This window comes from Salinicola aestuarinus, assembly GCF_003206645.1.
Lineage (GTDB): Bacteria > Pseudomonadota > Gammaproteobacteria > Pseudomonadales > Halomonadaceae > Salinicola > Salinicola aestuarinus.
In genome coordinates this window covers 41,804-56,384 of sequence record NZ_PZJP01000017.1, presented here as the reverse complement: position 1 = coordinate 56,384, position 14,581 = coordinate 41,804, and the positions used below count along the sequence as shown (strand labels likewise).

The following is a 14,581-nucleotide window of genomic DNA, read 5'->3' as shown; positions in this document are numbered from 1 at the left end:
ATTGAAATCGGTTCGCGCGGGTCAGAGCGCCCTTATAGGCGCCGGGCGGCCCTCAGTGGGACTGGGCGCCGCTGCGTTGTCGTGGGGCCGCCTGGGCTGACCGCTCCTCCGGGGTTTCGACCCGGGCCAGCTGTTCGCGCACGTAGTCGTAGGCCAGTCGCCGCGCCCGTTCCACATTGAGCCCTTCCGGTGCCAGCGCTCCTCGCAGCCACAGGCCGTCGATCAACGCTGCCAGTCCGCGTGCCGCATCGCGCGCCTGATGCTTGGGCATCACGCGATGAAACTGGGCGCACAGGTTCGAGTAGAGTCGCCGGTCGTTGACCCGCTGCAGCGTCTGCAGCGGCCGGTGATGCATGCTGCTGGCCCAGAACGCGAGCCAGGTCTTCATCACCGAGCGACTGGTCTGACTGCGATCGAAGTTGCCGTCGATGATCGCGTGCAGATGCGCTCGGGGCGGCGCATCGCCCAGCAGGGTACGGCGCTCGCTCACGGCCGTGCCCAGGTCCGTCAGAATGTGACGCATAGTCGCTTCCAGCAGGCCGTCGCGACCGTTGAAATAGTGGCTGATGATGCCGGTGGAAACGCCGGCACGCTTGGCGATGCGCGAGATGGTGGCGTCCGCCAGGCCGAACTCGTCGATAGTCGCCAGCGTCGCTTCGATGAGCTGGCGGCGGCGGATGGGTTGCATGCCGACCTTGGGCAAAGCGCGACTCCTTAATCTTGCTGTGATCCCGCGAGGGATCTTCTGTCTACCGGGCATTTCGCCGGGTCGCCCCGGGGGCCCGCTAACCAATGGTTGAATCTCACGCCCGATGTCGCAGCGCGTGCTCACCGTCTTATCGTAGTCGTTGCCTGGCACGCGTGACGATTGACGACAGGGCACTTGGCATCATCCTCAGCCTAGTCTTATTATGTAAATTCTTTATTGAACGGTCAATCAATAAAGAATCGATCATTTCTGTGTAAGATGCGAAAGGGGTTTTGAGATAACCCAGGTTTATTCTCGCGCCGATCGCTGGTGTGATCGGACGTGCCATCAACGACAAACAACCACAGGCGATATCGAGATGATGCAACGACAGGACAATCAATCCGTAGCCCCGAAGCGCCACGCGACCCCACGCCTGGGCTCGGGTGTCATGGGCACCACACTGCTTGGCGCCTCGCTGGCGATCGGCGTCGTCGGCTCGGCGCAGGCTGACGTGCCGGAAAGCTGCCGCACGGTGCATTTCGCCGAGGTCGGCTGGACCGATATCCAGTCGACCACGGCGCTGACCAGCGTGGTTCTCGAGGGGCTGGGCTACGAGGTGGATTCCGACACGGTATCCGTGCCGGTCGCCTACGCCGGGATGAAAAACGGTGACTTCGATGTGTTTCTGGGTAACTGGATGCCCTCCATGGCGTCGATCAGTGATCCCTACATCGAAGAGGGCGTCGTGGATCGCCCGCGGGCCAATCTCGAAGGTGCCAAGTACACGCTCGCCGTTCCCCAGTACGTGCTCGATGCTGGCGTGACGTCCGTGGCCGACCTCGACGACCACGCCGAAGAGTTCGAGCACAAGCTGTTCGGCATCGAAGCGGGTAACGATGGCAACATGATCATTCAACAGATGATCGACGACGACGCCTTTGGCCTCGGCGACTGGACGTTGGTGGACTCCAGCGAAGCGGGCATGCTTTCCGAAGCCAAGGCTCGCACCCGCGGTGATCAAAAGTGGATGGTGTTCCTGGGCTGGGCGCCGCACCCGATGAACACCGACCTGGACATGGGGTATCTCTCCGGCGCAGACGACTACTTCGGCCCGGATTTCGGGGGGGCTACGGTCTATACCAACACCCGCGCAGGCTATGTCGACGAGTGCGGCAACGTCGGCGGACTGCTCGAGAACCTCACCTTCACCCTGGATATGGAAAACGAAGTGATGGCCGCCATCATGAACGACGGGGAGGACGCCAAGCCCGCCGCTCGAGCCTGGCTCTCCAATCACCCCGAGACGCTGGATGCCTGGCTTGAGGGTGTTGAGACCGTCGATGGGGAACCCGGGCTGACCGCCGTGCGCGATTCGCTCGATCTCTAACGAGAAAAACTGTCTGGCGGGCTTGTGGTAGCACGAGCCCGTCGGTATAGTGCGCCCCCGTTGCCCTGGTGGTTCTCCCCGAACCCTCTCTTCAGGCATCGCTGGATGGCTACGTAGCTCAGCTGGTTAGAGCACATCACTCATAATGATGGGGTCCCCTGTTCGAATCAGGGCGTAGCCACCAATCCAGAGTTTTCCCCTCGCTTCCCGGTTCTTGCCGCTTGCCAGCATGCGTCTTCGATACAACGTTTCTCGTCGGTGTGTTGCGTTCCATGCGCAAAAATCGCTCAGATCGAACCCTCGTTGCTTGACGCCTTTTCGGCGTCCCGCTCGCGCAATCGACGCACGCTAGGCCGCCGTCCTAGGCTGGCGCTTCCACGACGCCGGATTGCTGTCGAGGTTCGTGCGGCAAGGACTATTCAGCGGTACCGCTTCTCGATCCCTAAGCGTGACTCGAAACGCGGGCGGGCTGATCGACTTGTGCAGCCCAGGGCCCGCGACTGGCGCGCGTTCGCCAGACCAGGGCGGCGCAGTGCATTGATTGTGGGCGAGATTTTGGCATGCGTTCAGAAATTGAAATGCCGTTGGGGCTTGACGCCTGAAAACGAGTACGTATAATTCGCCGCGTGTTGAAGACGGTCCCCGATAGCTCAGTTGGTAGAGCAAATGACTGTTAATCATTGGGTCACAGGTTCGAGTCCTGTTCGGGGAGCCAACGAATTCAACACACGGTGAGTCCGATCCCCGATAGCTCAGTTGGTAGAGCAAATGACTGTTAATCATTGGGTCACAGGTTCGAGTCCTGTTCGGGGAGCCATCGTTATCATCGTGACGAGAGATCGCTGCATCGATCCCTGATAGCTCAGTTGGTAGAGCAAGCGACTGTTAATCGCTGGGTCGCAGGTTCGAGTCCTGCTCAGGGAGCCAGTGACAGTCCAACGAAATTTTCATGCTCGATAGTCGCAGCCTCTGCACTCATTCCATTCACTATTGGATGAGGTGCAGCTATGCGTGTTTCAGCAACGGTTTGCTCCAAGGGCGGCGTCGGCAAGACGACTACGACAGCCAACCTGGGCGGCCTCCTGGCAGATGCCGGTCTTCGAGTCCTTCTCATAGATCTGGATTCACAGCCAACCCTTTCTTCCTATTATGAGCTGTCGCAGCCGGCCCCCGGCGGCGTGTACGAGCTACTCGCGACAGAGCTGGTCGACCTCGACCAGATCATCTCCCACACCGTTGTTCCTAGCCTCGATATCATTGTCTCCAACGACTATCGGAATCAGTTACAGCAGCTGCTGCTCAACGCTCCGAATGGTCGCTTCCGCCTGATCGATCTCCTTGATCGCTTCGCCGACCGATACGACGCCATCCTCATTGATACCCAGGGCGCGCGCTCCGTCGTCCTGGAGATGGCCGTGATGGCCGCCGATCAACTGATCTCTCCTATCGTTCCCGAACTGCTCACCGCCCGCGAATTCGTGCGTGGCACCCAGGGCATGCTCAACGAGCTACGCGAGCTGGCACGTTATACCCGTTTCGAGGTGCCGCCGGTCTCCATCCTGCTCAACAAGATGACCGACCAGCTTCGCGACGCCCGCGACATCGCCGACAGCATTCGCACCATGTATGCCGAGGTCGAAGATCATGGCATCAGCGTGCTCAAGACCCCACTGGTCAATCTCTCCGCCTATCGTTCGGCTGCGCTGCAGGGCTTGCCCGTCCATCGGGTCGAGCCGCGCAAGCCATACAGTCGCAAGGCACCGGCCTGTGCCGACCAACTCAAGGCCGTGGCCATCGATCTCTATCCCGAGTGGGTCGATGCCATCCGCGCAGTAGGCACGGTCACGCCTAACGGCAAACCGGGCACAGGTAAATCGGGGGCGGGTCATGTCCATTGAGGCCGCATCCCCGGCATCCGCAGACGCAGAGACCATGGGGCTTCTGCCACCGCATAGCATCGAGGCCGAGCAGTCCACGCTGGGCGCGTTGATGCTCGACAACACAAAGTGGGATGACATCTGCGAAATCGTCGATGCCGGCGCGTTTTATCACTACCCGCATCGGCTGATCTTCAAGGCGATGGAAGCGCTATCCCTTGACGAAAAGCCGCTGGATGTGGTGACGCTCTCCGAGGTGTTGGAGCGCGATGGTAATCTCGAGACCTGCGGCGGCTTGTCCTACCTGGCCGAGCTGGCCCGTAACACGCCGTCGGTAACCAATGTGGTCGCCTATGCCGGCATCGTTCGCGAGCATCAGCGTCGCCGGCAGCTGGTCAACATGGGGCGTGATCTCAGTCAGCGGGCGCTGGATGGACAGCAGCTCAGTCAGGCGTTGGTCGAAGCCACCGAGCGTCAACTGTTTGAGCTGGCCGAAAATCGGCAGAGCAAGGAAACCGGCATACGTCCAGCGTTGACCGCAGCGATCGATACTATTGATCGTGCCTTCAACGCCAAGGATGGCATTACCGGCACACCCACCGGTTACCAGGACCTCGACGCGCTCACCTGTGGCTGGCAGGCCTCGGACCTGATCGTCATCGCCGGTCGCCCATCGATGGGCAAGACCACGCTGGGGATGAACCTCGTCGAGAATGCGCTGGTTGCCACGGCGGGTCGCACCGAATTGGCCACCGCACCGATCTTCGTCTTCTCGCTCGAGATGCCCGAGGAGCAGCTGATGCTGCGTCTGATGGCGAGCATGGGGCGGCTGGACCTGAGCAAACTCCGCTCTGGCCAGTTGGACGACGGGGGCTGGGAGAAGCTGACCTCCGCCACGAATCGCATATCACCCATCTGCATGGCGACCATTCCGGTGGCTTGATCGTCGATGACAAGAAAGTGTTCCCGAACGCCGAAGTTTACGCAAGCCAGGCGGATTTTGATTACTTCCTGGATCCCGACAATGGCGCGGAGAGCGAAGGGCTCGAGGCCGTGAATTTTTCGGCCGCGAAGAAGACATTTTCGATTTACGAGGATCGAATCGAATCGTTCGAGGCGCCAGCTCAAATCATGCCTGGGATCCGTGCGATTCCGGCATCCGGCCACTCACCGGGGCATACCGTATTCATGGTCGAAAGCGAAGGCCAGAAACTATTGCTGATGGGCGATCTGGTGCACGTTCCTCAAATGCAGTTCGCGCACCCGGAGTACTCGATGGAGTTCGACCTTAATGAGGACCAAGGTGAAGTTACGCGTAAGACTCTGCTAGATGATGCCGCCGAGCAGCATTTTTGGGTAGCAGGCGCGCATCTGCCCTTCCCAGCGACTGGCCACATTCAGTCGAAGGGAACAGGCTTCGTGTATCTGCCGGCCGAGTCTGCCGCCAGTAAACCGTAGCCGGGCATCCACTTCATTCGTGCGGTCCAGACTCATGGTCTCGACCGCACATGTTTCTCTAAAAGTTTTTTTCCAAATGACGCTCGAAGCGTCCGAGATCCGCCTCGATATCGGGGTTCTTCAGCACGTCGTAGATCACGTAGGTCGGCATCGGCTCAAGGCCGATCCACTTGAAGTTGAGATGCATCGGGCGCATGAGCTCGTCTTCGCTCAATCCATCGAAGAACGTTTCTTGCGGATTGCTGAACGCCTCGCGTGGGGCATTGGCTGTCAGGGACATCATGTATTTGCCGCTGAGCTTCGGCCCCAGTCCGTAGTTGGACTTGGGATTCCTGGATGACCGGCCATCGCCGTCTGACAGATCGCCCCTCATGCCAGCGGTCCATACGTCATCGATATACTTCTTCATTCCCCAGCTCACGCCCATCCAGTTGATCGGCGACTGCAAGAGCACGACATCCGCCCACTTCAGCTTTTCGATCTCAGCGTCGATATTGTAATCGTCGGCGGTTGCCGTCTTGCGGACGTCATCACCGCGGCGCTGGAAGAAAGCCTCTGCGCGCTCCACGAAAGTCGCGTTGAGCGTGCCGGGGGAAACGGGGTGCGGTTGATGACCGTTGATCAAAAAGACGTTAGCCATATCTGATTCCTGCTGAGTGACTGAAGGTGACATCGTGGCGCTTCGTCAACCAGGCCGATGTGCTCAAACCCAGATGCGAGTTCTGAACCCCAGTATGAGACCCAATGCCTGGCGCACGCTTGCTAAAAGCGCTTCAATGATTGCCTGATTCGATCGGCTGCGATCGGTATTAGATCCGATCATTCGTCGGCCATGATAGGCTGAAATCTCGTCAATCAGGGCCTTGAGGCGAATTTTACGCAGTCTTCTGGAGGGTGTGCGGCAATGGCTCGACGACATTCCATGCTTGATGAGCTCGCGACGCTGGTCGCGGAAATTGCCCAAAACGATGGCGATTGCAGCACTCCGATTCCGGCGTTGAAGCTGAGCCGTTGCAGCACGACGACGGATCCCGTGCCTTGTATCTATGACATGGGCCTTGGGCTGATCGTTCAGGGAGGCAAGCAGGTCTCATTGGGCGACGAGATCCACGACTACGGCGCCGGACACTCGTTGATAACGACCCTGGATTTACCCGTTGTCTCCTATATCACGCATGCCAGCCATGAGGTGCCATATCTTGGCGTATGGCTGGCACTGGATGCACATGATATTGCCCAGTTGGCTGTCGAGCCCGCGCCCGCGGCTTTACCTCCGACGGCAGCGTTGAGAGCGATGTCAGTCGAGACCCTGGACGAAGGTACGATACTGGCACTCACTCGACTGCTTCGGCTGTCGTTCGAACCACAGCTGATGCCCCAGCTCGCCCCCTTGATTCACAAAGAAATCGTTATCCGCTTGCTGAATGGCGATCATGGCCCCTACTTGCGCCGGCTCGTGGCGACCGGCTCCCCGAACCAGCATATCGCCAAGGTCGTCGCCTGGCTGAAGCGCCACTACGCGCAGGACCTCTCCATGAGCGAGCTCGCGGCCAAGGCCCATATGAGCCCATCGACCTTTCGCCGCCATTTCCGGACAGTCGCCGGCATGAGTCCCCTGCAGTACGTAAAGAATCTGCGATTGCAGGATGCTCGCCAATTGATGCTCCACGACGATCTGGATGCTGGCAGCGCCGCGTTACGTGTCGGGTACGAAAGTGCCTCGCAGTTCAGCCGGGAGTACAGCCGGCTCTTTGGTGTGCCGCCGAGTCGCGACCGCAGAGAGATGAGGCAATCGATACAGGGAGGGAAAGGGCACCGCTACTGATGGGCCAGAGCGCCTGTCCAAGCACTGCGGGCACTGCCGATGCTCGACGAGGTGACTCTCTTACCGGCAGCATGCCGCGCCGGTTAGCAGTACACGGCAATCAGGTGACGACCTATGGTTATAGTCACCATTCGGGCTATGCTAAGCTGACTGGTTTTCAGAACCCGCACTCGGAAGGCGCTTTGCCCATGTCTCAGCCAATTTCTCCCGACGCGGCGCGTGGCCCGGCGGAACACGACGTCCGCGATCAGATCGTAGCAGCAGCGCAGGCGCACTTCAGCCGGCATGGCTATGACCGGACGACCGTCTCGGAGCTGGCCAAGGTGATCGGCATATCCAAGGCGTACATCTACAAGTTCTTTGCTTCCAAGCGTGCCATTGGCGAGGTGATCTGCAGCGAGTGTCTGCAGCAGATCGATCGGGATATCAGCGCCGCGGTGACTTCCACCGATCACCCGCCGGAACAGCTCCGGCGCCTGTTCCAGACGTTGGTGCACTCGAGTCTGCGGCTCTTCTCCGAAGACCGAAACCTCTACGAGATCGCCGCCGCTGCGGCATCCGAGCAGTGGCTGCCGGTCGAACGCTACGAGGCTCGCGTCAGGACGCTGGTCGAAGCGATTCTCGTCGCCGGGCGACGAAGCGGCGACTTCGAGCGCAAGACGCCGCTCGACGAAGTCACGGCGTCGGTTTGTCTGGTCATCCGCCCCTACATGCATCCCGTCATCCTGAAGCAAAGCCTCGAACACGTCGGCTCGGCTCCCGGCCTGCTCTCCAGTTTCATCCTACGCAGTCTCGCCCCCTGATTGCTTGCGGGTGTGGCCCTCTCGCTTGCAGGTCTGACTCTCTCGATTGTGGCTGTGATCATATCGATTGTGGCTGTGACTATTTTGCAATATAGTCACGCCAACATAATTTGGATGTAGCGATCACCATGACGGGTCTGCGACGAATGACCAGGCGCTCCAGGGTTTTGACGACGGCGGCCGCGTTTCTGCTGCTGACGACCACCGGCTGTCAACGGGACGAGCTCGCGGACCCGCGAACCGAGCCGCCGCTGGTGCGCGTGGCGACGGTCACGCCGGCCGAGCCCGGCGTGCGAGTCTTCACTGGCATCATCGCGGCGAGGGTCGAGAGCAACATCGGCTTTCGGGTCGATGGCAAGGTCCTGTCACGGCTGGTGGACGTGGGCGAGCAGGTCAAGCAGGGCGAACCGTTGGCGCGGCTCGATCCCGTGGATTTGACCCTGAGCGCGGAATCGGCGGCTCAGGCGGTGTCCGCCGCTCGGGCGCGTGCCAAGCAGACCGAGGATGACGAGCGTCGTTATCGCACGCTGCGCGATCGTGGTGTCATTGCGGTATCACGCTACGATGAAGCCAAGGCGGCGGCCGACGCGGCGCAGGCCGATCTCGAGGCGGCCATCGCGCAAGCGGAGGTCGCCCGCAACGCGACTCTGTATTCGACCCTCTTGGCCGACGCCGACGGCGTGATCACGGAGACGCTCGCCGAGCCCGGCCAGGTCGTCGCCGCCGGGCAGACCGTGATCCGACTCGCCCACGCAGGCCCTCGTGAAGCGCTCATCGCGCTGCCCGAAACACGACGCCCGCCGCTCGGGTCGATGGCGCAGGCCACCCTCTACGGCGAGACGGCCAGCGGGCCCGCCACGCTGCGCGAACTATCGGCCTCCTCGAATACGCTCACGCGCACGTTCGATGCCCGCTACGTGCTGGGCGATGAATTTGCCAGCGCGCCGCTGGGCGCGACGGTCAGCGTTCGGTTGACGACGAACCAGGCCAAGGAGGGGGGGCTGAAGGTTCCCCTCGGCGCCATTCATGACGCCGGTGCCGGTGCCGGCGCCGGCGTCTGGGTCGTCGATGGCGAGCCTGCCACGGTGCGCTGGCAGCCCGTCGACCTTCTCAGCGTCAGTGACGAGCAGGCCCGCGTGCAGGGTGCGCTCGAGCCCGGCGCGCGTGTCGTGGCGATGGGAGCACACCTGCTGCGCGAAGGAGAGACGGTGCGTCCCGCTGCAACGGGCTCTGCGGCAGGGCAGGAGTCGCTGCCATGAGCCGATCCCGCTTCAATCTCTCGGCGCTCGCGGTGCGCGAGAAATCCGTCACCCTATTCCTCATCGTGCTGATCTCGCTGGGTGGCGCACTGGCGTTCGTCGATCTCGGGCGCGAGGAAGATCCCGCCTTCACGGTCAAGGTCATGACGGTCATCACCGCCTGGCCCGGGGCGACGGCCCAGGAGATGCAGGATCAGGTCGCCGATAAAATCGAGAAGCGCATGCAGGAGCTGCGCTGGTACGACAACACCGAGACCTACACGCGACCTGGGTTGGCCTTCACCAAAGTGACGCTGATGGACAGCACCCCTCCCTCCCAGGTCCAGGAGCAGTTCTATCAAGCACGCAAAAAGATTGATGATGAAACGCCCAATCTACCCAGCGGCGTCATCGGCCCCATGGTCAACGATGAATATTCGGATGTGACCTTCGCGCTCTATGCGCTCAAGTCCCGCGATGAAGCGCAGCGGGTTCTGGTCCGAGATGCTGAGAAGCTGCGTCAACGAATGCTTCAGGTGCCGGGCGTCAAGAAGATCAACATCATCGGCGAACAGCCCGAGCGCATCTTCGTCGAGTTCTCCCACGAGCGCCTGGCAACGCTCGGTATCGGCACGGCGCAGATTTTTGAAGCGCTCGATGGCCAGAACGCCTTGACGCCGGCGGGGTCGGTCGAAACCGACGGGCCGCAGATCGTGATTCGCCTCGACGGCGGGTTCGATTCACTGGCGGCGATTCGCGACACGCCGATCACCGCGCAGGGGAATGCGCTGAAGCTTTCGGATATCGCGACCATCAGGCGCGGCTACGAAGACCCGGCAACCTTTCTGGTTCGCCACGATGGCGAGCCCGCGCTGCTGCTGGGCGTGATCATGCGCGAAGGGTGGAACGGTCTCGACCTCGGCGAGGCGCTCGAGCAGGAGGTCGGTGCGATTAATGACGCGCTGCCGCTGGGCATCAGTCTGAGCAAGGTCTCGGACCAGGCCGTGATTATCGATGCCGCCGTCGGCGAGTTCATGATGAAATTCTTCGCGGCGCTGCTGGTGGTGATGCTGGTGAGCTTCGTCAGCATGGGCTGGCGCGCCGGTATCGTCGTCGCGGCCGCCGTACCGCTGACACTGGCGCTGGTGTTCATTGTCATGCAGGCCACCGGCAAAAACTTCGATCGCATCACGCTGGGCTCGTTGATTCTGGCGCTGGGGCTTCTGGTCGATGACGCCATCATCGCCATCGAGATGATGGTGGTGAAGATGGAAGAGGGCTACAAGCGTGCCGCCGCCGCGGCCTACGCCTGGAGCCATACCGCGGCACCGATGCTGTCGGGAACGCTGGTCACCGCGATTGGCTTCATGCCCAACGGTTTCGCCCAATCTGCCGCGGGCGAGTACACCAGCAACATGTTCTGGATCGTCGGCATCGCGCTGATCGCCTCCTGGATCGTGGCGGTGGTGTTCACACCCTATCTCGGCGTCAAGCTCTTGCCTGAGATGGAGACGCTCGAGGGTGGCCAGGCCTCGATCTACGACACGCCGCGCTATCATCGCCTGCGGCGTGCGCTGGCCTGGGTCATCGCGCGCAAGTGGTGGGTCGGCGGGGGCGTCGTGGCGTCATTCGTCGTCGCCGTCATGGGCATGGGGCTGGTCAAGAAGCAGTTCTTCCCGATATCCGATCGTCCCGAAGTCCTGGTCGAGGTCCAAATGCCCTATGGCACCTCGATCGAGCGAACCAGCGACGCCACGGCGAAAGTGGAGCGCTGGCTGGCCGAGCAGCCCGAAGCCGATAGTGTCACCACCTATATTGGCCAGGGAGCGCCGCGCTTTTACTTCGCGATGGGGCAGGAGCTACCTGATCCCTCCTTTGCCAAGATGGTCGTGCTCACCGATGACCAGCAGGCCCGCGATGCGCTGCAGCACCGGCTGAGACAGGCGATCGCCGACGGTCTCGCGCCCGAGGCGAGAGTTCGAGCGACGCACCTAGTCTTCGGACCCTATTCCCCATTCCCCGTGGCCTATCGCGTTTCCGGCCCCGACCCCGACACGCTTCGCGATCTCGCCCGCCAGGTGGAAGACATCATGGTCGCAAGCCCACTGACGCGTACGGTGAATACCGACTGGGGCGAGCGCGTACCGACGCTGCATCTCGAACTGAATCAGGACCGGCTGCGTGCTATGGGGCTCTCGTCGCGCTCGGCATCCCAGCAGCTGCAGTTTATGCTCAGTGGCGTCTCGATGACCGAAGTGCGCGAAGACATTCGCACCGTGCAAGTCATGGGCCGCGCCGCAGGGGATGTGCGGCTCGACCCCGCGAAAGTGGCCGATCTCACCCTCATCGGCGAGCAGGGTCAGCGGATACCGCTGTCTCAGGTCGGCGAGATAGACGTGCGCATGGAGGATCCGATACTGCGTCGCCGCGATCGTACGCCGACCATTACAGTAGGGAGCGACGTCGCTCCTGGGCTGCAGCCGCCGGATGTCTCGACGGCCATCACCGCCGAGCTCCAGCCGCTCATCGACTCGCTCCCGCCCGGTTACCAAGTCGACGAGGGCGGCTCGATCGAAGAGTCCGGCAAGGCCCTGCAGGCGATGCTGCCGCTGTTCCCCATAATGATCGCACTGACCCTGCTGGTCATCATCCTGCAGGTGCGTTCGATCTCGGCGATGATCATGGTCTTTCTGACCAGCCCGCTGGGGCTGATCGGCGTCGTGCCGACGCTGCTGCTGTTCAATCAGCCGTTCGGCATCAATGCGCTGGTCGGGCTGATCGCGCTTTCCGGCATCCTGATGCGCAATACGCTGATTCTCATCGGGCAGATCAGTCAGAACCGCAAGGAGGGACTGGCGCCATTCGATGCCGTGATCGAGGCGACGGTTCAGCGCTCACGTCCCGTGCTGCTGACGGCGCTGGCGGCGGTGCTGGCGTTCATCCCGCTCACGTTCTCGGTGTTCTGGGGCACCCTCGCCTACACGTTGATTGGCGGAACCATCGCTGGGACGTTGCTGACGCTGCTGTTTTTGCCGGCTATGTACGCGATCTGGTACAAAATCACGCCCCGTGGAGCGGAGTCTGTCGTGCTTGAGAGGGAAGGTTAATCGTGATCAATGCTCAACTGTAAAAACCTACGTGGTTGGCCTTAACGTTTCGGCTTCCTCTTTTTGGGATCTCCTGTCAAACCTGATATCTGGACAACGCGACAGGAACCCCGAATGCTACGACGCTTCTTTACGCGATCGAGCCAGAAAATCAGGCAATCGGAATTCTTTACGCACCCTATTCCTAGTAAAGAACTGCTCGATACTCCGCGCCGCCAGCAGATGGTCAAGATGCTGTGGGACACGACGTCGCTGACCCACAGCGTTTTCGATGAGTTCTTATTGGGCCCTATCAGACGTTATGCAGAGCTAGTTCAGCTGCTCCCGGCATCGGAATCACATCACCACGCCTATTTGGGTGGCATGCTGGATCATGCGCTCGAGACAGCCTGCTACGGATTGCGCCTGCGTCAACAGCATCTCCTGCCTCCCAATGCAAAGCCCGAAGACCAAAGTTCAGCAGGTGAGCTTTGGAGTGCTGCAGTTATTTATGGAGCACTTATGCACGACGCCGCCAAAACGCTGGTCGACGTTGAGATTCATCTCGAGGGTGGGCGTGAGTGGAGGCTGTGGCACGGTCCTATCCCAGCTCCCTATCGTGTTCGGTACCGATCGGGTCGGGAGTATCACCTCCACTCTGTGATCAACCCATTACTGTGCGAGCGCGTCCTTGGGGTCAGTGTTCTCGACTGGATGATGACTCAACCCAAGCTCTTCTCACTGTTCATGTACACCATCTCTGGACACAGCGAGCGTGGCGGGATTATTGCTGAACTTGTCCATCAGGCGGACCGCGCTAGCGTCGCGAAGGCGCTGGGCGGAGATCCAGTGCGAGCACTATCGGCTCCTGTGGAATCAATACAGCGCAAGCTGTCCGAGGGGCTGAGGTACATGGTCAAGGAGCACTTCAAACTCAATCAGAAGGGCGGCGTCGCGTGGCTAACAGACGAATCTCTCTGGCTTGTGTCACCAAGAGCGGTCAATGAGCTAAAGACCCATCTGTACGCTCAAGGTATCAAGAGCATTCCCGCTGATCTCAATCGACTCTACGGCGAGCTAATGGCACACGGGTTGATCGAGGAAATTAGCGAGGGCAAGTCTGTCTGGAAATGTGAGATATCGGAGGGTGATTGGAAGCAGAGCTTCAATATGATCAAAGTGCTACCGACGCTGGTATGGGGGATGGAGGATAGACCAGCCTCATTCAGCGGCAAGCTTGTCATTCAGGAAGAACGGGCGCCGGATAAAGATGAATCGGTAGCCGACATGTTGGCACTTGAGAAGGAGGCTCTTCAATCTGACGGTCAGGCGGGCCAGCGCAACGCAAATCTTTCTAGTGAAAAGCCCGCACAGCCGCAGACGAAGGCAGCAGGCCCTACGCGCGGTGAGACTATCGACGAAGATATCATTGCTTTATTTCCTGAAGTAGAGGCCAAACAGCCGTCTGAATCTCAATTTAAACGTTTTGTTACGCCCGGGTTGCAAAATACACATACTTCTACTTTAGTTGTATCTGATAAAAAGGAGGGCGCGCGACAAAAGTCGGGCACGCATGAAATAAATAATAATTCGGATCTCGGGAAACGGTTCTGGCATTGGTTGAAGTTGGGTCTCGCTGATCATTCCATCGTAATCAATGACACCAAAGCGCCCGTTCATGTCGTGGGTGGCACTTATTTCCTTGTCAGCCCTGGCATCTTCAAACGCTTCAGCACGGAAGTGCTGAGTAATGAAGACCAATGGAAAGTGGTTCAAAAGCGCTTTCAGAAACTGGATATGCACATCAGAACGCAGGGACAAAATATCCATAGCGTTTCCGTCGAAGGGCCAAGCAAGACTGGGCTGTTGAAGGGCTATTTGGTCAAAGACCCGTACGAAGTGAGTCAAGAAATACCTCCTGACAATTGGGTGTTGACTCTTCTAAAAACCCAAAGTGAGAAGGATCATTCTGATGAATGATGTGTCATTTATGGAGTTGCTTAGTCGGTATTGCGCCGATACACATCTGCAGCCTAAATCGGTTGATAGCTACGCTGCTGCGGTCAGAGCGGCGCGTAGATATTTCGGCAAAGATGCGTTCCCTAGCATGATATCCCGTGAGAGCGTGTGCGCGTGGCGAAAAAGGGTCCTTCGCTCAAAAGATAACCCGAAAGGCATCGTCGAAGTAAGCTGGAATAATTATGTGAGGCATCTGG

Annotated in this window: 11 protein-coding genes and 4 tRNA genes; 13 read left to right on the top strand and 2 right to left on the bottom strand. The window is 59.9% G+C overall.

Annotated elements, in window-relative coordinates; translation table 11 throughout:
- Positions 1-52 precede the first annotated feature (52 nt).
- Positions 53-703, bottom strand: coding sequence for a transcriptional regulator BetI (betI, locus tag DOM41_RS15645; protein WP_110687787.1), 651 nt, complete (start codon positions 701-703; stop codon positions 53-55).
- Between the two features lie 436 nt (positions 704-1,139).
- Between betI and DOM41_RS15640 the strand changes: the two genes are divergently transcribed.
- The 8 genes from DOM41_RS15640 to DOM41_RS17595 all read left to right on the top strand — a co-directional run bounded on the left by DOM41_RS15640 (position 1,140) and on the right by DOM41_RS17595 (position 5,413).
- On the top strand, positions 1,140-2,078 hold the full coding sequence (locus DOM41_RS15640; RefSeq protein WP_110688041.1) for a choline ABC transporter substrate-binding protein: 939 nt from the start codon (positions 1,140-1,142) through the stop codon (positions 2,076-2,078).
- Between the two features lie 107 nt (positions 2,079-2,185).
- A tRNA-Met gene (locus DOM41_RS15635) sits at positions 2,186-2,262 on the top strand.
- A 455-nt stretch (positions 2,263-2,717) separates the two neighbouring features.
- A tRNA-Asn gene (locus tag DOM41_RS15630) sits at positions 2,718-2,793 on the top strand.
- Between the two features lie 26 nt (positions 2,794-2,819).
- A tRNA-Asn gene (locus DOM41_RS15625) sits at positions 2,820-2,895 on the top strand.
- A 34-nt stretch (positions 2,896-2,929) separates the two neighbouring features.
- Positions 2,930-3,005, top strand: a tRNA-Asn gene (locus tag DOM41_RS15620).
- A gap of 80 nt (positions 3,006-3,085) precedes the next feature.
- Positions 3,086-3,976: a ParA family protein gene (locus DOM41_RS15615; RefSeq protein WP_110687786.1), complete on the top strand. Its 891-nt coding sequence runs from the start codon at positions 3,086-3,088 to the stop codon at positions 3,974-3,976.
- Positions 3,966-4,898, top strand: coding sequence for a DnaB-like helicase N-terminal domain-containing protein (locus DOM41_RS15610; protein WP_110687785.1), 933 nt, complete (start codon positions 3,966-3,968; stop codon positions 4,896-4,898). Before DOM41_RS15615 ends, DOM41_RS15610 begins: the two co-directional genes overlap by 11 nt.
- Positions 4,895-5,413: an MBL fold metallo-hydrolase gene (locus DOM41_RS17595; protein WP_157956959.1), complete on the top strand. Its 519-nt coding sequence runs from the start codon at positions 4,895-4,897 to the stop codon at positions 5,411-5,413. Before DOM41_RS15610 ends, DOM41_RS17595 begins: the two co-directional genes overlap by 4 nt.
- Before the next feature lie 58 nt (positions 5,414-5,471).
- Here the strand turns inward: DOM41_RS17595 and DOM41_RS15600 are convergent, their stop codons facing one another.
- Positions 5,472-6,086 carry an NAD(P)H-dependent oxidoreductase gene (locus DOM41_RS15600; protein ID WP_245391876.1) on the bottom strand — a complete coding sequence of 205 codons (615 nt, stop codon included), beginning with the start codon at positions 6,084-6,086 and terminating at the stop codon, positions 5,472-5,474.
- A 249-nt stretch (positions 6,087-6,335) separates the two neighbouring features.
- Between DOM41_RS15600 and DOM41_RS15595 the strand changes: the two genes are divergently transcribed.
- The 5 genes from DOM41_RS15595 (at position 6,336) to mobH (ending at position 14,345) form a co-directional block, all read left to right on the top strand.
- A complete protein-coding gene (locus DOM41_RS15595; RefSeq protein WP_198651180.1) occupies positions 6,336-7,238 on the top strand; it encodes an AraC family transcriptional regulator in 903 nt (300 codons plus the stop codon).
- Positions 7,239-7,426: 188 nt separating this feature from the next.
- Positions 7,427-8,041, top strand: coding sequence for a TetR/AcrR family transcriptional regulator (locus tag DOM41_RS15590; RefSeq protein ID WP_110641155.1), 615 nt, complete (start codon positions 7,427-7,429; stop codon positions 8,039-8,041).
- Between the two features lie 146 nt (positions 8,042-8,187).
- A complete protein-coding gene (locus DOM41_RS15585; protein WP_110688040.1) occupies positions 8,188-9,300 on the top strand; it encodes an efflux RND transporter periplasmic adaptor subunit in 1,113 nt (370 codons plus the stop codon).
- Positions 9,297-12,386, top strand: coding sequence for an efflux RND transporter permease subunit (locus DOM41_RS15580; RefSeq protein ID WP_110687782.1), 3,090 nt, complete (start codon positions 9,297-9,299; stop codon positions 12,384-12,386). The genes DOM41_RS15585 and DOM41_RS15580 overlap by 4 nt, the downstream gene beginning before the upstream one ends.
- Positions 12,387-12,500: 114 nt before the next feature.
- Positions 12,501-14,345, top strand: a complete 1,845-nt coding sequence (mobH, locus tag DOM41_RS15575; protein ID WP_110687781.1) for a MobH family relaxase — start codon at positions 12,501-12,503, stop codon at positions 14,343-14,345.
- Positions 14,346-14,581: the final 236 nt, after the last annotated feature.